The organism is Paraburkholderia sp. RL18-101-BIB-B (genome assembly GCF_046026985.1).
Lineage (GTDB): Bacteria > Pseudomonadota > Gammaproteobacteria > Burkholderiales > Burkholderiaceae > Paraburkholderia.
In genome coordinates this window covers 20,577-38,838 of sequence record NZ_JARESV010000016.1, presented here as the reverse complement: position 1 = coordinate 38,838, position 18,262 = coordinate 20,577, and the positions used below count along the sequence as shown (strand labels likewise).

19 protein-coding genes and 2 pseudogenes are annotated in these 18,262 nt (G+C 59.3%); 19 read left to right on the top strand and 2 right to left on the bottom strand.

Going from position 1 to position 18,262, the window contains the following annotated elements:
• Positions 1-99 precede the first annotated feature (99 nt).
• The 12 genes from P0D73_RS22560 (at position 100) to dhaK (ending at position 12,319) form a co-directional block, all read left to right on the top strand.
• Entirely contained in the window at positions 100-1,506 is a 1,407-nt protein-coding gene (locus P0D73_RS22560) for an NAD-dependent succinate-semialdehyde dehydrogenase (RefSeq protein ID WP_408319528.1), read from the top strand.
• Positions 1,507-1,584: 78 nt separating this feature from the next.
• Complete coding sequence (locus P0D73_RS22555) at positions 1,585-2,469, top strand: beta-keto acid cleavage family enzyme (protein WP_408319530.1); 885 nt, start codon at positions 1,585-1,587, stop codon at positions 2,467-2,469.
• A gap of 204 nt (positions 2,470-2,673) precedes the next feature.
• Positions 2,674-3,105 (top strand): tautomerase family protein, encoded by a 432-nt coding sequence (locus P0D73_RS22550; protein WP_408179550.1) that lies wholly within the window; start codon positions 2,674-2,676, stop codon positions 3,103-3,105.
• A gap of 800 nt (positions 3,106-3,905) precedes the next feature.
• Positions 3,906-4,925 (top strand): LacI family DNA-binding transcriptional regulator, encoded by a 1,020-nt coding sequence (locus P0D73_RS22545; protein ID WP_310819387.1) that lies wholly within the window; start codon positions 3,906-3,908, stop codon positions 4,923-4,925.
• Positions 4,926-5,038: 113 nt separating this feature from the next.
• Positions 5,039-6,370, top strand: a complete 1,332-nt coding sequence (locus P0D73_RS22540) for an ABC transporter substrate-binding protein (RefSeq protein ID WP_408432924.1) — start codon at positions 5,039-5,041, stop codon at positions 6,368-6,370.
• Between the two features lie 66 nt (positions 6,371-6,436).
• Positions 6,437-7,393: a carbohydrate ABC transporter permease gene (locus P0D73_RS22535; protein ID WP_132379670.1), complete on the top strand. Its 957-nt coding sequence runs from the start codon at positions 6,437-6,439 to the stop codon at positions 7,391-7,393.
• On the top strand, positions 7,390-8,343 hold the full coding sequence (locus P0D73_RS22530; RefSeq protein WP_132379668.1) for a carbohydrate ABC transporter permease: 954 nt from the start codon (positions 7,390-7,392) through the stop codon (positions 8,341-8,343). Before P0D73_RS22535 ends, P0D73_RS22530 begins: the two co-directional genes overlap by 4 nt.
• Entirely contained in the window at positions 8,340-8,534 is a 195-nt protein-coding gene (locus tag P0D73_RS22525; protein WP_408319533.1) for a hypothetical protein, read from the top strand. The genes P0D73_RS22530 and P0D73_RS22525 overlap by 4 nt, the downstream gene beginning before the upstream one ends.
• A 3-nt stretch (positions 8,535-8,537) precedes the next feature.
• A complete protein-coding gene (locus P0D73_RS22520) occupies positions 8,538-9,641 on the top strand; it encodes an ABC transporter ATP-binding protein (RefSeq protein ID WP_408319535.1) in 1,104 nt (367 codons plus the stop codon).
• Entirely contained in the window at positions 9,634-10,680 is a 1,047-nt protein-coding gene (locus P0D73_RS22515) for an ABC transporter ATP-binding protein (RefSeq protein ID WP_132379662.1), read from the top strand. The genes P0D73_RS22520 and P0D73_RS22515 overlap by 8 nt, the downstream gene beginning before the upstream one ends.
• Positions 10,677-11,315 (top strand): dihydroxyacetone kinase subunit DhaL, encoded by a 639-nt coding sequence (dhaL, locus tag P0D73_RS22510; RefSeq protein WP_408319537.1) that lies wholly within the window; start codon positions 10,677-10,679, stop codon positions 11,313-11,315. The genes P0D73_RS22515 and dhaL overlap by 4 nt, the downstream gene beginning before the upstream one ends.
• Positions 11,316-11,329: 14 nt before the next feature.
• A complete protein-coding gene (dhaK, locus tag P0D73_RS22505) occupies positions 11,330-12,319 on the top strand; it encodes a dihydroxyacetone kinase subunit DhaK (protein WP_132379658.1) in 990 nt (329 codons plus the stop codon).
• 135 nt (positions 12,320-12,454) lie between these two features.
• Here dhaK and P0D73_RS22500 read toward each other — a convergent pair whose 3' ends face one another.
• Positions 12,455-12,679 carry a hypothetical protein gene (locus P0D73_RS22500; protein WP_408319539.1) on the bottom strand — a complete coding sequence of 75 codons (225 nt, stop codon included), beginning with the start codon at positions 12,677-12,679 and terminating at the stop codon, positions 12,455-12,457.
• Positions 12,680-12,916: 237 nt separating this feature from the next.
• Here P0D73_RS22500 and P0D73_RS22495 point away from each other — a divergent pair, with 237 nt between their 5' ends.
• Positions 12,917-13,201, top strand: coding sequence for a DUF1488 family protein (locus P0D73_RS22495; RefSeq protein WP_408319541.1), 285 nt, complete (start codon positions 12,917-12,919; stop codon positions 13,199-13,201).
• Positions 13,202-13,275: 74 nt separating this feature from the next.
• A complete protein-coding gene (locus P0D73_RS22490; RefSeq protein WP_408319543.1) occupies positions 13,276-14,262 on the top strand; it encodes a zinc-dependent alcohol dehydrogenase family protein in 987 nt (328 codons plus the stop codon).
• A gap of 81 nt (positions 14,263-14,343) precedes the next feature.
• On the opposite strand, the pseudogene P0D73_RS22485 reads toward P0D73_RS22490, so the two are convergent.
• Positions 14,344-14,595: pseudogene (locus P0D73_RS22485) on the bottom strand (helix-turn-helix domain-containing protein); the annotation flags it as partial.
• A gap of 451 nt (positions 14,596-15,046) precedes the next feature.
• Between P0D73_RS22485 and P0D73_RS22480 the strand changes: the two are divergent.
• From P0D73_RS22480 to P0D73_RS22460, 5 genes and pseudogenes are all read left to right on the top strand, one after another.
• Positions 15,047-15,622: a cytochrome b gene (locus P0D73_RS22480; RefSeq protein ID WP_408319545.1), complete on the top strand. Its 576-nt coding sequence runs from the start codon at positions 15,047-15,049 to the stop codon at positions 15,620-15,622.
• Between the two features lie 386 nt (positions 15,623-16,008).
• Positions 16,009-16,173 carry an FmdB family zinc ribbon protein gene (locus P0D73_RS22475; protein WP_132379650.1) on the top strand — a complete coding sequence of 55 codons (165 nt, stop codon included), beginning with the start codon at positions 16,009-16,011 and terminating at the stop codon, positions 16,171-16,173.
• A 657-nt stretch (positions 16,174-16,830) separates the two neighbouring features.
• The gene (locus P0D73_RS22470; protein ID WP_341317919.1) at positions 16,831-17,145 is read left to right on the top strand and encodes a DUF3303 domain-containing protein; all 315 of its coding nucleotides are present in this window, start codon (positions 16,831-16,833) and stop codon (positions 17,143-17,145) included.
• A 338-nt stretch (positions 17,146-17,483) separates the two neighbouring features.
• Entirely contained in the window at positions 17,484-17,642 is a 159-nt protein-coding gene (locus P0D73_RS22465; protein ID WP_408432921.1) for a hypothetical protein, read from the top strand.
• Between the two features lie 299 nt (positions 17,643-17,941).
• Positions 17,942-18,075: pseudogene (locus tag P0D73_RS22460) on the top strand (YbhB/YbcL family Raf kinase inhibitor-like protein); the annotation flags it as partial.
• Between the last annotated feature and the right edge of the window lie 187 nt (positions 18,076-18,262).

Genomic DNA, 18,262 nt, shown 5'->3' with positions numbered 1-18,262 from the left:
GGGTTATTCCTGGTCAAAAAATTTGGTCGGAAGGTGAGATAACGGCGTTAACATTAGTCAATGCGATGACTCAATGCCAACCTTTTCGCGGAGAACTCCATGCCGTACACGACTGTCAATCCTGCTACCGGCGAACTGCTCGCCACCTACGACGACATATCCGACCAATTGCTCGAAGCGAAGCTCGCTGCCGCGCATCGCGCTTTTGAAACCGATTGGCGCCGCCGTCCGGTCAGCGATCGGGCGCGCATTGTGTCGCGCGCCGCGGCGCTGTTGCGGGAAAAGGCTGTCGAATACGCCGGCTATCTGACGCTGGAAATGGGCAAACGCAGCGGTGAAGCGCTTAGGGAAGTCGAATCGGCGGCCAGCATTCTCGACTACTACGCGAAGCACGCACAAACCTATCTGCAGCCCCGGCCGCTTGCAGAAGCGCCCGGCGCGGCCGTGCACGTCGAGCCGGTCGGTGTGCTGCTAGGCATCGAGCCGTGGAACTTACCGTACTACCAGATTGCGCGAGTGGCCGGGCCCCAACTGATGGTGGGTAACGTCCTGCTGCTCAAGCATGCCGAAAACGTGCCGCAATCGGCATTGGCCTTCGCGCGACTGTTCGAGGAAGCGGGTGCGCCCGAAGGCGTATATACGAATCTGTTCATCTCGATCGAGCAGGCCGGGCGCGTCATCGACGATCCGCGCGTCCAGGGTGTGACGCTGACGGGCAGCGAGCGCGCCGGCGCCGCCGTCGCCGAACGTGCGGGCCGCAATCTGAAGAAAGTCGTGCTCGAACTGGGCGGCAGCGATCCGTTTATCGTACTCGAGGATGCGCCGCTCGACTGGGCGATCCAGAGCGCGGTCGCGGGCCGCATGTTCAATTCAGGTCAACTATGCGTCAGCTCCAAGCGCATCATCGTGGTCGGCAAGGCACGCGGCGACGCATTCCTCGAAGGCTTCGCGAAGCGGATGGCAGCGCTCGAGACCGGTGATCCGGCCGATCCGGCGACCGCCGTCGCCCCGGTAGCATCCGAGCGCGCGCTGAATCTGCTGCTTGCGCAGATCGATCGCGCGACATTGCACGGCGCGCGCATCGCATGTGGCGGCAAGCGCGTCGAGCGCCCGGGTTTCTACTTGCAACCGACTGTTCTAACCGACATCGCGCCGAAAAACCCGGTATTTGCCGAAGAGCTGTTCGGCCCGGTCGCCGCTTTCCACGTCGTCGAGGACGAAGCTGCCGCGATCGCACTCGCTAATGGCACGCCATTCGGTCTTGGCGCGTCGGTGTTCACCGCGGATACCGAACGCGGCGAGCGGGTCGCCGCGCAGATCGACAGCGGCATGGTGTTCGTCAATCAGCCGTTCGGCACGGCGGCGGAACTGCCATTCGGTGGCGTCAAGCGTTCAGGTTTTGGCCGGGAGCTGTCTCAGTTGGGCTTCGACGAGTTCGTCAACAAGAAGCTGATCAGGGTTGCCCCCGTCGGGGCGGCACCGTTCGGCCCTGCACGGGCCGCTTGAACGGGGAGCCTCACGCTGCTCCCATGACGAAGGGCCCGATTGTGGCGCCTCGTTCCTCTTTCCCTTTGACCGAACACTATGATGAACAAGACGATTATCAGTTGCGCGATAACTGGAAGCGACGATACCCCGCGGCTGAGCCCTGCAGTGCCCGTGACGCCCGAGCAAATCGCCAATGAGGCGATTGCTGCATGTGAGGCCGGTGCGAGCATCGCGCACATCCATGTTCGTGACCCCAGGACTGGCGTTCCAAGCACTGAGCTGTCGCTCTATAAAGAAGTCGTTTCCCGTATCCGCGGTAGTGGATGCCCGATATTGATCAATCTGACGACGGGCCCAGGGGCACGTTTCGTTCCGAGCGACGAAGACCCGAACCGGGGAAGTGAATTGAGTACGATGATGACGCCCGAGGCCCGCGTCCAACATGTGCTCGAGTTGCGTCCGGAAATCTGCACTCTGGACGTAGCGACCATGAACTTCGGCAATCGCGCATTCGTCAACGTCCCCGACCATCTCGTCAAAATGGCAACCTTGATTGAGGAAGCAGGCGTGAAGCCGGAAATCGAGGTATTCGATCTCGGGCACGTGCGCCTCGCGCGCCACCTGATCGAAACGCAGGGGATTCTGCAGGCTCCGCTGTTCCAGTTGTGTCTTGGTGTTCCATGGGGAGCGTCCGCTGACACCGAGAGCCTTCTTCAGATGAAGCGGTATCTGCCCGAGAATGCGCATTGGTCGGCGTTCGGCATCTCGCGCGCCCAATTTCCGATCGTGGCGCAAAGCGTGATTCTTGGCGGCCATGTCCGCGTCGGTCTCGAGGACAATCTTTATCTTGCCAAAGGCGAACTGGCACCGGGCAACGCGGCACTGGTTAAACGTGCGGTCGCTATCGTCAAAAGTATCGGCGCAGACGTGGCAACGCCTGACGAGGCTCGCAGCATACTCGGCCTTCCCGGTCGCCAATAGAACCGGGTAAGAGCGTGCCACGGTGCCGAGCGGGATCGCCGTCCCTAAGAACGCTGCGCTGCGAGGAGCAATGGTTTTAACCGGTAGCCTGTCCCTGGGCTACCGATACCGCCGCCTCACTGATGTCAAGTTCATCATTTCTCGCAAGAGACTTAGATGTTCTGACTTAAGAAACGCGGCATCTATTGATGCATGGAGACTAAAATGCCTTTGTGGAACATCTATCATCCGGTCGGCGCCTACACGGCAGATGACAAGCAGGAAATGGCCAAGCGAATCGCCGACATTTACATCATTCCTCGCTTCTACGTAGGTGTTCTGTTTCATGAACAGCCGAAAGACACCTTCTTCATGGGGGGTGAGCCGCGAAGCGACTTTGTCAGAATCAGATTAGACCAATTCGCCAGACACATTTCCAAGGACGTCGAGTGGACGGCGTCCTGGCTGCGCAAGGCGAACGCTGCGATTGCGCCATTCGTCCAGGATCGAGGCTATCACTACGAGTTGCATGTCGGCGAAACGCCGCGAGAATTGTGGTTGATCGACGGCATTCGACCACCTCGGCCTGATACGGAAGCTGAGAAGAAATGGAAGGTTGAAAACCGGGCGTCGCCATATGATCCGAACGAAGGTTGAATGGGTTGGTTTCGGCTGAAGCAGCGTCGGCGGCTGCACTGACCGCGACACCCGCGTCTTCGTCGGAGGTGCTGGACGTTGTCGGATCGAAGCACGGGTAGCGGCCCCGCATCGAGGCGGGCCGCTGCGCGGCGACAGTGTGGCCGCCAATGTCACACGCGCGGAATGCCCCTCGACATTGGTCGCCGCCCGCAGTGCTGCCTGGAAAGCCGTCGCTCATCTATCGAGCCGAAACGGCGCACAGCCGTAACAATCCGTCCCGTGTCGCAGCAAAGGTATGTGTTTGGCGGTGTCGTGAGCGTGGGACGGCCGAGGCGGATCGCTTCGGCTAATGAATTGTGAATAGACTTGGGTCGGTAAATGGCCGTTTCCATTTGTGCGACCCAAAGCACACGCGAGCACTTCATTGCTTCAGAACTCGCTCGCCGCCCGGCGTCACCCCCAATCTCCCTTGGAGTCGCTGCGTTCAACGCGGTAAACGATGACTTCAAATTCCTCGTTCGCGCCACCGTTCAAGCGTCGTGGGTGCCTGCGGAGATCAACTACAAACCGCGGACCGTAGGTAGTTGGCCGGGATTCTCTCTTCGGGCGCTAGGCGCCGCCGCACGCCGTCAACTCTCAGTGCGATTCGCGATTCCGCGCCCGCTGCGCCGTCCCTTGCGCTCGCGGGCCCTATTAAGGGTCGCTCTGTTCATCAAAGCAATGACGCTTTTTCCTTGGAGAAAAAGCTTGCATTTTTCTTAGAAAAAACTACCTTCAGTAAAACAAAACAATTCTTCGCTCGGCACCGGAGGAGACCCATGCCGGCTACTCGTACGATGATTGCGCGTCGGGCTGGCGTCAGCGTGGCCACGGTCGATCGTGTCCTGCGCGACGATCAGGCTGTGCGTCCGGAAACTGCCGAACGCGTGCATCTCGCACTCGCGAATCTGCGTGATGAGCGGGCGAGCCGCGGCCGGCCGGCAAAGGTCAGCTCGTTCCGAGTCGCGTTCGTGCTGCCGCAAGTGAACTCCCGCTTTCTCGATCACGTCGAGCGCGATATTGCGCTGTCGGCCAGCTTCTTTCGCGAGCATCGCATAACGCCTTCGTTTTACCGCTGCGATTTTTCTAGCCAACGCGAGACCGCGGCATTCGCCGCTGAAGTGATCGACTACGACGCGCTGGTTCTCGCACCTCTCGACTATCCGTGGGTTGAGCGTTTCATCGAGGAGATGAGCGACGCTCACGTGCCAGTCGTCACAGTGTTCTCCGATTTACCCGCAAGCCGGCGCGCCGCGTACGTGGGTGTCGACAACAGGATTGCCGGACGCACGGCAGGACTACTGATGGGGCGCTTCCTTTGCGCGAAGCTTGGCACTGTTGCCGTGCTATCGGGATCGTCGCGTCTGCATGACCAGGTGGAACGTCGCACCGGCTTTTCGCAAGTGTTGGAGGAGGACTTCCGCAACCTGCGCTGGATCGCCGAACCGGACTTCGCCGAAGACGACGATGGCGCCGGCCTTGCCGTACAGGGCTTAAGTGCGCGCCATGCGGACCTGGTCGGCGTGTATGTGACGGGCGGCGGCATCTCCGGCATTGCAGCGGCATTGCAGGAGTCCGGCGACAAGGTTCACCTCGTCCTGATTGGCCACGAATGCACTGCGGAGACCCGCACCCAACTGTCGGAACGTGCGATCGACGTGATACTCGATCAGGACGTGCGCGGCATTGTCCATTGGGCTGGGCTCGCAGCGATTAATTTTCTTAACGACGTCCGGGGGGCGCTTGCCATCCCCACGCCGGAGACCCGGATTTATCTTCGTGAGAATGCGCATGCCTGACGCTCGCGACACGCGGATCGACTTCTGATCTGCCAGAGCCGAAATGCGGTGCCCGGCGCATGGGCGCTGAATGTCATCAGGTTGGAGACCCGAGAAAGACAAGGAGAAGAGACATGGTACGTCTAACGTCAGCGAGGGTAGTGGCGGCAACCCTCATATCGCTGGGGCTCGGCACTGCAACGGGCGCGCAGGCACAGGACAAGCAGTTGACACTCTGCTGGGCGGCATGGGATCCCGCCAATGCACTGGTCGAACTGTCGAAGGATTTCACGACCAAGACCGGCATCAAGATGAAGTTCGAGTTCGTACCGTGGACCAGTTATGCCGACCGATTCATCAATGAACTCAATTCGCACGGTAAGTTGTGTGATCTGATCATTGGCGACAGTCAGTGGATCGGCGGCGCGGCGGTCAATGGACATTACGTGAAGCTCAACGACTTCTTCACCAAGAACAAGATCTCTATGAACGACTTCGTGCCGGCAACGGTGGTGGGATATTCGGAGTGGCCAAAGAATACGCCGAACTATTGGGCCTTACCTGCGATGGCTGACGCGGTCGGATGGACTTACCGCAAGGACTGGTTTGCGCGCCCAGAACTGCGCGCGGAATTCAAGCAGAAATACAACCGTGAGCTCGCGCCGCCTACTACGCTCGATGAACTCAAGCAGACTGCGGAATTCTTCCAGGGTCGAAAGATTGACGGAAAGACAGTCTATGGCGTGTATATCTTCACGGAGCGTGGATCCGAGGGAATCACGATGGGCGTGACCAATGCCTTGTACAACTTCGGCTTTGAGTATCAGGATCCCAAGAAGCCCTATCACCTCGATGGCTTCGTGAACTCGCCGGGCGCGGTGCAGGGGCTCGAATACTACAAGGCACTCTATAAGTGCTGCACGGCGCCAGGCATGACCAACGCCTACATGCAGGAAGGGCTCGACGCGTTCAAGTCGGGTCAGGTGGCGATGCAGATGAACTGGTTTGCGTTCTTTCCAGGGCTTTATAAAGACCCGAATGTCGGTGGCGACAAGATCGGCTTCTTCGTCAATCCGCGTGAATTGAAGCAATACACTCAGTTGGGCGGGCAGGGCATCTCGGTCGTCTCGTACTCGGACCATAAAGAAGACGCGCTCGAATATATCAAGTGGTTTGCGCAACCTGACGTGCAGAAGAAATGGTGGCAACTGGGCGGCTATTCGGCGGCCAAATCAGTGGTGGACGCACCGGACTTCCCGAAGAGCGCACCGTTCGCACCCGCGTTCCTGAAGTCGATGGCAATCGTCAAAGACTTCTGGGCAGAGCCAGCTTATGCCGAACTGTTGCTCGACATGCAGAAGCGTGTGCACGATTACGTCGTGGCCGATAAGGGCACGGCCAAAGATGCGTTGGATCTGCTGGTGAAAGACTGGACCAAGGTCTTTAAGCAAGAAGGGAAGTATTAGGTTTTAGCTGGACTGGACCGGCGACGGCTGAACGGCCTGTCTCTGGTCCGCTTAAAGGAGCCAGGCATGTTGGCAGATAAGCCATTTTCTCCCACGAGTCTCGAAGCGGGAGCGTCAACGCGCATAGCGAAGCGGCTAAGTGGACTGTCGGATCGGGCCATCGCATGGCTCTTCATTCTTCCGACCATTCTGCTGCTTCTTGCGATCAACATCTTTCCGTTGATCTGGGCGCTTCGCCTGTCGTTCACCAACTTCAAGTCGAACATGCCGAGCGTGCCGGCGCGTTTCGTCGGTATCGACAATTATGTCGACATCCTGACCGACGAAGATATCTGGTACGCGATGCAGGTGACCGCGCGTTTCGTGTTCTGGTCGGTCGGGTTGGAGGTGCTGCTGGGATTCGGTCTTGCATTGCTGATCAACCGGCAGTTCCGCGGACATAGCTTCTGGACTACGCTAATCCTGCTGCCGATGATGCTATCGCCTGCGGTAGTGGGCAACTTCTGGACGTTCCTGCTGCAACCGCAGACGGGGCTTTTCAACGATATCGTCAGCTTCTTCACCGGCATCGCGCCGGGGTCATTCCAGATGATCGGCGACGTAGCGCTCGCGCCGTGGACCATTGTGATGGTCGATACGTGGATGTGGACACCGTACGTCATGCTCATCTGCCTGGCGGGCCTGCGTTCAATTCCCGACTATATCTACGAAGCAGCGGAAGTGGACCGCGCGACGCCGTGGCGTCAGTTCTGGTCGATCACGTTGCCCATGACCATGCCGTTCCTGATGCTGGCGGTTTTGTTTCGCGGCATCGAAAACTTCAAGATGTTCGATATGGTGAACCTGCTGACATCGGGCGGCCCGGGCTCGGTTACTGAAACGGTATCGATCACGCTTAAGCGTGCCGCGTTCGAAAAGTGGCAGACAGGTTATTCGTCCGCGCTCGCAATCATTCTCTTCGTGACGGTATTCGGTGCGGCGAACATTTACGTGAAGGCACTTAACCGGATCAAACAGCGATGAGACCGACTACGACACAACATTCCGTGGTGGCGTCATCTCCGCGCGCCAAGCGCTTCGCGGCTGCGGTCGTTATCACGTATGCGCTGATTGCTACGTTACCGATGGTCTGGATCTTCCTGACGAGCTTCAAGACGCAGGAAGATGCGATAGCGTATCCGCCCGTCGTGCTGTTCCAGCCTTCCATGGAAGGCTATGTAAACCTGCTCACGATCCGCTCGCGGCAGACACCTGAGTTCATTGCGAGCCTGCCGCCTGCGCGGACCTGGTATGAGCGTGAGGTGCGCAAGCGCAACATGGTGATCGCCGGACCGTCGAAGGTTTTGCCGCGCTTCATGAATTCGCTTGTCATTGGATTTGGCTCGACGTTTCTTGCGGTATTTCTCGGCACGCTGGCGGCATACGCGTTTTCGCGCTTCAAGGTGCCGCTGTCCGACGATCTGCTGTTCTTCATTCTCTCCACACGGATGATGCCGCCCATTGCCGTCGCCATTCCGATCTACCTGATGTATCGCGCACTGGGTTTGAGCGACAGCTATGTCGGCATGATTGTGCTGTACACGGCGGTGAATGTCTCACTTGCGGTGTGGCTGCTTAAAGGTTTCATGGATGAGATCCCGCGCGAGTATGAAGAGGCTGCGCTAGTGGATGGCTACACGCGTTTGCAGGCCTTCGTGAAGGTGGTGTTGCCGCAAGCGATGACGGGCATTGCCGCTACAGCGATCTTCTGCCTGATCTTTGCATGGAACGAATACGCATTTGCTTCGCTGCTGACAAGCGGCGATGCGCAGACCATGCCGCCATTCATTCCATTCATCATCGGAGAAGGCGGTCAGGACTGGCCGGCCGTTGCAGCTGCAACAACATTATTCGTGCTGCCGATTCTCTTTTTCACCGTCTTGCTGCGCAAGCATCTGTTGCGGGGCATCACCTTCGGAGCCGTGCGCAAATGAAACGCGATGTCATTCCGCCGCACCGCTGGCTGTTTCGTCGCAGCTACAGCGAGGGTGCATCGACGGTACTGATCGGCTTAGGTGTAGCGATGCTTGTGCAGCCGTTTTCATTGGCGCTCTTCACCTGGTCGTTTCCGGTCCTTTTGGTGGGCGCGCTCGCGTTCGTCGTCACCAGCCATTTTCCCGGCTGAATCATGTCTACGATCGTTCTCGCTCATCTCCACAAGCGCTTCGACGATTTTGTCGCGGTGCGTGACACCAGCCTGACCATCGGTGCGGGACGCTTCGTCGTGCTGCTCGGACCGTCAGGCTGCGGCAAGACCACAACGCTGCGGATGATTGCGGGGCTGGAACTGCCGACTTCCGGGCAGATCCTGATCGATGGTGAGGACGTCACTGCGTTGCGCGCGCGGCAACGCGATATTGCTTTCGTGTTCCAGATGTTTGCGCTGTATCCACATATGACGGTGCGCAATAACATTGCTTTTCCACTGAGGAACGAACACGTGTCGCGCAGCGAGATTGCTGCCCGGGTCGATACAGCGGCGCATATGCTGCGCATCGAGAACATTCTCGATCGTAAGACTGGCGGCCTGTCCGGTGGCGACCGGCAACGCGTGGCGCTCGGCCGCGCGATCGTGCGGCAACCGAAGGCATTTTTGATGGACGAACCGCTCGGCACGCTCGACGCGGATTTTCGTGAACTGATGTGTCTGGAATTGCGCAAACTGCACAACGCGCTCGCCGCCACCACGGTGTACGTCACACACGATCAGAGTGAGGCGATGGCCATGGCGGACGATATCGTCGTGATGAATCAAGGTGAAGTGTTGCAGGCGGGCTCGCCCCATGAGATTTATCACTTCCCCGCGACAGTGTTCGTCGGCAACTTCATCGGCAGTCCGCCCATGAATTTCTTGCCCGTCGACGAGCCGGTTACGGAGGGACAGGAGCAGGTGAGTCTGCATGGCGCGTCGGTTTCCGTACCGCGTTGCGATGCCGCTGCCGCGCACGTATTGCTGGGAATCAGACCGGAGCACGTCATGATCGACGAGCACGGTCCGCTGCGCGGTCAGGTGATCGCCGACGAATACCTCGGCTCGCACCAGGTGTTGGCGGTTGAAACCGCGCTCGGCGTCGTGCGCGTGCGGGCAAGCAAAGACGCTGGTGTTGCCGCGGGCACGATCGTCGGTCTATCGTTTCGGAAAGAACGCACGCTGCTTTATGACGCCGCTACTGAACGCCTGCTGCCGGGCGCTGCTTCCACGCTTTCTGTCAACGGAGACGTTCATGGCTGAAGTCCAGCTACGCAATGTATCGAAGCGCTTCGGCAACATCGTTGCGGTGGACGACCTGTCGATCGAGGTTAAAGACGGGGAATTCGTCGTGTTGCTCGGACCGAGCGGCGCGGGCAAAACGACTACGCTGCGTTTGGTCGCGGGACTGGAACGTCCCGATGCCGGCGACGTGCTGATCGACGGCGCGGTCGCCACCGGCGTCCATCCTTCCGATCGCGATGTCGCGTTTATCTTTCAGCAATACTCGTTGTATCCGCATCTGACTGTGTTCGGCAATCTTGCGTTTCCGCTGCGCTCGCCACGTCGTCGCAGCAGCGAGGAACAGGTCCGCGCGCGCGTGCATGCGGTCGCGCAGATGCTGCATATGGAAGCGAAGCTCGACAACATGGCAACGCATTTGTCCGGCGGCGAAATGCAGCGAGTCGCGATCGGGCGTGCGCTCGTGCGCGAGCCGAAAGTGTTTCTGATGGACGAACCGCTGTCATCGCTCGATGCAAAACTGCGTGAGGAATTACGTATCGAGCTGAAGCGGCTACATCGTACGATTGGCGCGACCATTCTCTATGTCACGCATGATCAGGTGGAAGCCACCACACTCGCCGACCGCATCGGCATTCTTGAACACGGCCGTCTGGTGCAACTCGGCACACCGCGCGAGGTCTACGGTAATCCGGTTTCATTGAGCGCGGCGCAGCGGCTCGGCTCGCCGCCGATCAACCTGTTGCCGCCAACGCTGTTCGATTCAGCAGCGGTGCCGACCGGCACCGCGACCGTGGCGATTCGTCCTGAAGACGTGGTCCTGCACGAGGGCGACGCGCGTGATTCACCCGGCACCCATCATGCACGCGACGCACTCGACCTGAAGGTGCTCGAATACTCACCGCTGCGTCATCTGTTGATTCTGGAGCACGCAGGAACTGCGGTTGTGGCGACCACGATGGCCGAGCGCAATTTCAGCCCGGGGCAGTCGGTGGGCGTTTCGCTGCCCGCTCGCAGCCTCTTATATTTCCGTGCAGACGGCAGGAGGATCCCGACATGAACGGCAAAACGGTCATGGAGTGTATCGACGCCGCATACGCAGCGCTCAAGGAACACACGGACGAAATAGCCGTACTCGACCAGCAGATCGGCGATGGCGATCACATCTTCAATCTGCTGCGCGGCATGGAGGCCTTGCTTGCAATGCGTGCGGACATCGAAGCGGAAACCTTAAGGGCCGCGTTGGAACTCGCGGCGAACAAGGTGCTGTCGACGGTCGGCGGATCATCCGGGCCGCTGTTCTTTTCGTTGCTGAACGGGATGGCGAAAGCATCGGCGAACAATCCGCTGGATGTTGCGGGCACCGCCCTCATGTTTGCGGCGGGCGTCGAAGCGGTCGGACAGCGGGGCAAGACGGGCGTAGGCAGCAAAACGATGATGGACGTGCTGATTCCCGTTGCCGCGCGCTTCAAGGAGCTTGCGACCATCGAATCACTTACGTCGCGAAAAACAGTGCTGGATGAATTGCCGCAGGTGGCCGAGCAGAACATGCTCGCCACCCGCGATATGCTCGCGACCAAAGGGCGGGCATCGTTTCTGGGCGAACGCTCGCGCGGCCATATCGACCCCGGTGCGCGTTCCAGTCAGATCATGATCACCGCCGTATGCGCGCATCTGGCGCGCAACCAGGTGTGAAAGGAGGCCAGACCATGAAAAAATTCATCAACCACGTCGACGATTTCCTCGCCGAAAGTCTGGCGGGATTTGCATCCGCGCATAGCGACCTGGTCGTGCTCAACAACGAACCGGTGTACGTGCGCCGTAAGACGCTTAAACCGGGCAAAGTGGCATTGATATCGGGCGGCGGTTCGGGGCATGAGCCGTTGCATTCCGGATTTGTGGGTTATGGAATGCTCGACGCAGCCTGTCCCGGTCAAGTCTTCACATCACCTACGCCGGATCAGATGATGGCCGCTGCCGACGCTGTCGATACCGGTGCGGGGGTGCTATTCATCGTGAAGAATTATTCGGGTGACTTGATGAACTTCGAAATGGCGTCGGAGATGTCCGAGATCCCAAACGCGATGGTACTGATCAATGATGACGTGGCAGTGGAAAACTCCAGCTACACCACCGGGCGGCGTGGTGTAGCTGGCGCGGTGATCGTTGAGAAGCTGGTAGGCAGCATGGCCGAAAGCGGCGCCGACCTTGAACAGTGCAAGGCGTTCGGCGACCGGATCAACAAGCGCACCGCTTCGATGGGTGTGGCGTTCAGCAGTTGCACCGTGCCGGCCGCGGGAACGCTGACGTTCAAGATTGGCGATGATGAGATCGAAGTGGGTGTGGGCATTCACGGTGAGCCGGGCCGGCGCCGCGCAAAGTTCTCAGGCGCCGATGCGATTGCGGGAGAGCTGCTCAAAGCGATCGTCGATGACCTCAAGCCCCAAGCCGGGGCTGAATTGCTGGTGCTCATCAACGGCCTTGGTGGAACACCGCTTGGCGAGCTTTACCTGCTCTTCAACTCGACGCGCGCGTGGCTTCAGCAACGCGACCTGAAGGTCGGCCGGGCACAGGTGGGTGCGCTGACGACTTCGCTCGAGATGGCGGGCGCCTCGATTACGTTATGTGTGCTGGACGACGAAATGGCCCGCCACTGGGACAGCCCGGTCCATACGCCGTCGTTGCGTTGGGGGATGTAGGGCGCGCTGGCTGCGAGAAACGCGCTGGTGCGGTGATTGACTGTCGCTACTGTGGTGGTTCGGTTTCACTACCGGCGTGGTCGGTGTTTCGTGCCCGGATCAGCAGTATGCAGCTCGCGTTAATCTCGCGTGCGCTCATCCGGCGGAGTTGGGGTCGTGAGGCAGCGCGAAATCCTGACTCGTAACGCGGCGTCCCACGCCGTTGCGAGCGGCTTTGGAAGATTGATCCGCAGCGATCCGGTCAGCATTGGCGCCATGACCAGAAGAATCACGACCAGTACAAATCACATCGACCAGCGGCGTGATGTTGATTTCAGCAAGAGGTTCGTCCGCGTCTTGTGCATTCGAATGCGAAACCATGCGAGTACCTCCTCCCGGTGAGTGCTCGGCGCTACGCGAAAACCGTTCCGTTGCGCAACGCTCACCAGTAGGGGCGGCGAGTCCTGTGCCATTGACCTCGGTCAACCTGGATGCACGGCCCGAATTTGACGTGCCGCGCATAGCTCCTATGCTGGTGACAGGCGGGCGTCGCGCAGGCCGACCGCTTCGAAGGGTGGCGCGCCCCGTTACAGCTTCCTTTCCTGCGCAGCGAATCAGGTGATGGTCATGAAGATCCATTTCCCCGAAGAGTGTCCTGAGTATTGCGCGCGCGACCTCGTCGTCGCGTTCCCGGCCGAAGTGAATGCTGTTCGCATCCAGTGCGCGATCACCGCCGAAGCGCTCGAAGATCATTTCGGTGCCGCTTCCCTGCGCGAAGATGATCTGATTGGCGCGTTCAACTCGAACCGGCATCCTATCGAACACGCAGCGCGACATTTGCTCAACGAGATCGGCGGCAAACCTATGCTCCTACACAACGGTTATTTCCGGTTTTGCGAGTGAATTCCGAGCGAGGCGGCCGAGTGGGGTCGTGTCCTTCCCGGTGCGAACCGGCTTGGAGTTTCAAGGAGAACGGTATGCGTGCAATGGTGTTCGACGGTAGCGCAGCATCGCTGCGAGAGCAGGAGGTGCCCGACCCCGCGGCCGGTCCCGGCCAGATCCTGATCGATATTCACGCGTGCGGCGTGTGTCGCACTGATCTTCATCTGGTGGACCATGAACTCGAGCATCCCAAACGGCCCGTCATTCCGGGCCACGAAATCGTCGGCACGGTAGCCAGGCTCGGCGCGGGCGTGACGGGGTTCGCCGTTGGCGACCGGGTGGGGGTGCCGTGGGTCGGCCACACCTGCGGGCATTGCCGCTACTGCCTGTCGGCGCGGGAAAATCTGTGCGACGAACCCGGCTTCACGGGCTATACGATCGACGGCGGTTACGCTGAGCGCACCGTCGCCGACAGCCGCTACTGCTTTCATCTGCCGGAGCAGTACACGGACTTCGAGGCAGCGCCGCTGCTATGCGCCGGTCTCATCGGCTATCGCACCTTGAGCATGGTGGGCAACGCGCAGCGGATCGGCATCTACGGTTTCGGCGCCGCGGCGCATATCGTCGCGCAGGTTGCGCGTCATCAGCAACGCACAGTGTATGCGTTCACGCGCTCCGGCGATCACGCAGCCCAGCAACTCGCGCTGCGTCTCGGCGCGGCGTGGGCGGGCAGCAGCGACGAGGCGCCGCCCGACGAACTCGATGCGGCATTGCTTTTCGCACCGATCGGTGCGCTCGTTCCGCAAGCATTGCAAGCGGTTGCGAAGGGTGGTGTGGTGGTCTGCGGCGGGATTCACATGAGCGATATTCCGTCGTTCCCTTACGCGTTTCTGTGGGGCGAGCGACGCGTGGTGTCGGTCGCGAATCTGACCCGCGATGATGGGCTCGCCTTCATGCGAATTGCAGCCGAGACGCGTCTCACGATTGAAACGACGAGTTATCCGCTGACGGAGGCCAATCGGGCGCTGAGCGATCTGCGCGATGGCAGGCTGACAGGTGCGGCCGTGCTCGTCATCCGATAGCGTGGTCGGTCTTGATGGCTGACGCCGCTCCACGATGGTGGCGTTGACCGCCGCGAGCCGGAATGCGAGCCGATTCCGGCTTCAAACCCGCACAAGGCCCTCGTGATCGAGAATCCGGATGTCCTTGCCGTGTGTATCGAGCAATCCGTCGCGCTGAAATTTGGAGAGCATCCGGCTCACTGTTTCGAGCTTGATCCCTAGATAGCTGCCGATTTCCTCGCGTGTCATGCGCAGGTGAAATTCGGCCGGCGAATATCCGCGCATTCTCAGGCGGTCAGACAGATTCAGCAGGAACGTCGCCACCCGCTGTTCGGCGGACATCGTGCCGAGCAATTCTTCACCTCGCTATCACTTCGCACGTCCGTTTCTTCACTGTCGAACTGTGCAAAAAGCCACGGGCAGTGGCAGGCATGAAATCAGTGCAACAGTCAGACAACTTATCAGGCGCATGTCTATTTCCCGCGATAGGCGTTCGGAAGGACGTGAGAGATTTGCAGCAAGAACGCCGTCGCTGAGAATACTCGCGCTTCCACGAAATTTCAACGGCATCCAATTTGATGCCGGGCTTGCGATCATTGGTCACTTTCTGGCCGCGTGGCCATTCCACGACGATCGACCGTAGAGTTGGTCAGACGGACCGCCGCGTTGGGCATCAGGTTTCCTTAAGCTGAAGTCGATAGCATTGCTCAACCTTGGCGACGCGCATTTGTGTGCAATCGAATCAAGAGCCCTCAGGTGAAGTTTTACAAGTGCAATTACGTTCCGTCGAAGCTAAGGAGTGAGAGTGGCAAACCTCCAGGAAAGCACGCGTCCGGGATATGACGCAGTCGCGCGGGCGCTCCATTGGCTAACCGTCCTGTTGATCGCGATGCAGTTCATGATTGGCTGGACGATGCCCGACGTCCAAAAGGACACGCAACCCATCGGATTGATCGCTTGGCATCTCGGTGTCGGCTCGACACTCATCGTCGTCATCCTGCTAAGGGTGATCTGGCGATTGACGCACCGACCCACGCCGGACGACCTGCCGCCGTTTTTCAGCATCGCTTCGCGCGTCACGCATCTTCTGCTCTATGCAACACTGGTGCTAGTGCCGCTGTTGGGGTGGATCAACGCGTCCTCACGCGGCTGGACGGTTCGGTTGCTGGGTCTCGTGCCGTATCCGGCACTGAGCGCTCCGGGCTCGGCTTTCGGCCACAAGATGGGGGATGTGCACGGCATCCTTGCCTGGGTGCTGTTCGCGCTGATTGGTCTGCACGTGGCGGCAGCGTTGTTCCATCGCCTTGTTCTGCGAGACCACGTGTTGCAACGGATGCTGCCGCATGCGGGGCCATCGCGCCAATCGGCACGTAACCGCTGAGGTCGGCCTGAATGATTAGGGACACAAGGAAGCGCACCGTATCAATGCTATCGGTTGGCTTCGCGCCGCGGTGTTGGCGCAAACGACGGCATCAGTTCGACGGCTGGTCTGATAATTAACGTAGCATCAGCGCCGCTGAACGAAGGTCTCTTGTGGGACGGGTGCGGCTCGTCGCGACGAGCGGCATGCCGTCAACGCCTGTCGGCTGGGACGTGTACTCACCTAGCCGTAACTGGGGTGCTGGCGTTGGCTGCGGAGTGTACGATGAGCGCTTGGCGAGCCGCGTATGCGGCCGTTTTCTGCATTAGAATGGGCTAGTATGTTGCCGTGCATCGCTGGCAGTATCTGGACAGCACGACGTGCGGGATTCGCGTTAGAGGAATGCCATGCCGACTTACCAGTATCGTTGCGAGAAGTGCGGTGAGACGTTCGAGCATGCCGAACATCTCGTTGAACATGAAACCGCTCATCCGAATTGTCCGAAGTGCGGGAGCGAGAAGGTTCAGCACATACCCACGCCATTTGTCGCGAAAACGTCCAGAAAGAGCTGAGCTCTACCTGCTGACAATTCATCCTCTTTGGTGGGGTGAGCAACCGGGTAGGCACGTCCCTTCGGTTTCGGGGCGATATACTGCGATCTACGAAACTCATGTCCGAGCGAGCCCGTCCGAGTAACTTCGGACAAAAGTGCGCTGCCTTTACTCATCCCGTCAGATCGAATCCGTTCCGATTCAGCGCGTGAATCATCCGCTTGTATGTCAAGTCTCGCCACGCTCCGTTCCAAGCGGATGTGTGCGCCCAGATTTGCGGCAGCGGTCGCCGCGCACGCTTGTGTCAACCCATGCATCAAGGTCATGGCTTTCCCGACACGAGCAAACATCAGTTGTCTGATGCTCCGCGAACCAGCTCGCAGTTACATTTCCATCGAATTCCTTCGGCAATGAGCTAATCTGATTTGATGGCGACCGGACCAACGCCGTCGTCTTTGAAGCACGGTTTTGGGGCCGCCGTCGTTGGTCATCGTCGTGCGTTGGCGTCCGATTTTGAACACGTAAAACGACCCTCATTGGCCGCTTTGAAGCGGCGCATAAGAAGGGCCAACCGCAATGGGCATTCGTCGCCGCTGCTCCAATTGTAGTTTGCTGATTCGCTAGCCCGTCCAAACGGCAAGCGTTCTGGCGACATCAATGATTAAAAGGAGCATGGCAATGAAGTACATGATTAGCTGGTTCGAACGCACACAAGGTTCGCCTGTGGAGTACGAGAATGCCCAGAAGCGAATCCTTGATGTGTTTAGTCAATGGAAGGCGCCCGACAACTTCAAGATCGAGTTTTTCGTGGTGCGTGTGGGAGAGTGGGGTGGGCACATGTTGGTTGACTGCGACGATCCGTTAGCGGTTCACAAAGTTTGCTCGACATTCCCTGCATTTGAATTTCGCGCGCACCCCGTAGTGGCCGTCGAGGACGCAGTCCGGGTCGAACTCGAAGCGATCGCCTGGCGAGACGGACTGAAAAGTAAGTGACATTCGAGAGGATCATGTCGCCTTCACGGCGAGTGAAGCCGAGACACGGTCCTCCTTTTTAAAGTGACCAGCGTCTTGGCACTGCCGCCGAGCGGCGGCCTAAACCCCGCTCAGTTGGACGGCCAACGGCCTGCGCCCGCCGGCAGTCGTTGACAGCAAGCGTCCGCTTCAGGGAGGGATGAACGGCTGGAGCGGATCGGCTTTGGACGCCAACGCGCCGCGTCCGCGCAACTCGCGTTTTGATGCGAACGGTGAAGCCGTGCTCGTGGATCGCACGCCACTTCGGTGGCGGCTGACCTACAATATCACCATGGTCGCTACCCAATTAGGAGACTGCCATGACCCAGTCTATGATCTACTTCGTTGTCGGCTTGGCGATCTTGTTGGTCGCCGCGTTCATGGTGGCACAACGTTACAGGCGCGATCACCCCGCAGAGGGGATGACTCAGTGGCTTGACTCGCACCATATGGGTTGGATGCACCGGCACAAACATTGATGCCACATCGCAAGATGAAAGGCCCCGCATTGCAGCGGGGCTTCACGCGATATGCGGGAGCTCGCAGCAGTGGTCGTGACGATGACAGACTTCAACGTGCCCAACGCCCCCTAACGAAGCGCTTTGAAATAGCGGCTTGGGCGCGGGTATTGCCTTCACTGGCTGCGCTCCCGGTGACCTTTGTTGATCGTCCCGCCGGGACAGCCATCCATGGTTGACGCCAAGGAGCGCACCATGACGTCGACGCTAACATCGCAAGCCTTTCAACAGAACGGCGAGATTCCCGCGCGGCATACCTGCATTTCCACAACCTGTATGCGCTCGACGCTGTACTGCCCGATTTGAAAGTGCCCACCAAGGCGGCGCTTGAAAAGGCCATGCAGGGGTACGTATAGCGCACGCGGCGCTAATCGGCACTTATGTGAAGCGATGAACGACGCGTCGTTGCATCGGGACTGAGAACAAAGGAAATCCCGTGGTGCCGACTTTATGCACGCGCGTCAGGCAGAGAACGGCTCTGAAGCGGACTTTCGCTAACCGTTTCGCGTAGCTTGCACACACTGGGTCCCCAGTGACCTCGTGCGCGGGGAACGTGATCCAGGCGGAGTTCAGTTAGATCC

Bases quoted from the DNA above. Each gene is read 5' to 3' on its own strand.
- P0D73_RS22560 (WP_408319528.1), top strand. From the start codon at position 100: ATGCCGTACACGACTGTCAATCCTGCTACCGGCGAACTGCTCGCCACC.
- P0D73_RS22555 (WP_408319530.1), top strand. From the start codon at position 1,585: ATGATGAACAAGACGATTATCAGTTGCGCGATAACTGGAAGCGACGAT.
- P0D73_RS22550 (WP_408179550.1), top strand. From the start codon at position 2,674: ATGCCTTTGTGGAACATCTATCATCCGGTCGGCGCCTACACGGCAGAT.
- P0D73_RS22545 (WP_310819387.1), top strand. From the start codon at position 3,906: ATGCCGGCTACTCGTACGATGATTGCGCGTCGGGCTGGCGTCAGCGTG.
- P0D73_RS22540 (WP_408432924.1), top strand. From the start codon at position 5,039: ATGGTACGTCTAACGTCAGCGAGGGTAGTGGCGGCAACCCTCATATCG.
- P0D73_RS22535 (WP_132379670.1), top strand. From the start codon at position 6,437: ATGTTGGCAGATAAGCCATTTTCTCCCACGAGTCTCGAAGCGGGAGCG.
- P0D73_RS22530 (WP_132379668.1), top strand. From the start codon at position 7,390: ATGAGACCGACTACGACACAACATTCCGTGGTGGCGTCATCTCCGCGC.
- P0D73_RS22525 (WP_408319533.1), top strand. From the start codon at position 8,340: ATGAAACGCGATGTCATTCCGCCGCACCGCTGGCTGTTTCGTCGCAGC.
- P0D73_RS22520 (WP_408319535.1), top strand. From the start codon at position 8,538: ATGTCTACGATCGTTCTCGCTCATCTCCACAAGCGCTTCGACGATTTT.
- P0D73_RS22515 (WP_132379662.1), top strand. From the start codon at position 9,634: ATGGCTGAAGTCCAGCTACGCAATGTATCGAAGCGCTTCGGCAACATC.
- dhaL (WP_408319537.1), top strand. From the start codon at position 10,677: ATGAACGGCAAAACGGTCATGGAGTGTATCGACGCCGCATACGCAGCG.
- dhaK (WP_132379658.1), top strand. From the start codon at position 11,330: ATGAAAAAATTCATCAACCACGTCGACGATTTCCTCGCCGAAAGTCTG.
- P0D73_RS22500 (WP_408319539.1), bottom strand. From the start codon at position 12,679: ATGGTTTCGCATTCGAATGCACAAGACGCGGACGAACCTCTTGCTGAA.
- P0D73_RS22490 (WP_408319543.1), top strand. From the start codon at position 13,276: ATGCGTGCAATGGTGTTCGACGGTAGCGCAGCATCGCTGCGAGAGCAG.
- P0D73_RS22475 (WP_132379650.1), top strand. From the start codon at position 16,009: ATGCCGACTTACCAGTATCGTTGCGAGAAGTGCGGTGAGACGTTCGAG.
- P0D73_RS22470 (WP_341317919.1), top strand. From the start codon at position 16,831: ATGAAGTACATGATTAGCTGGTTCGAACGCACACAAGGTTCGCCTGTG.
- P0D73_RS22465 (WP_408432921.1), top strand. From the start codon at position 17,484: ATGACCCAGTCTATGATCTACTTCGTTGTCGGCTTGGCGATCTTGTTG.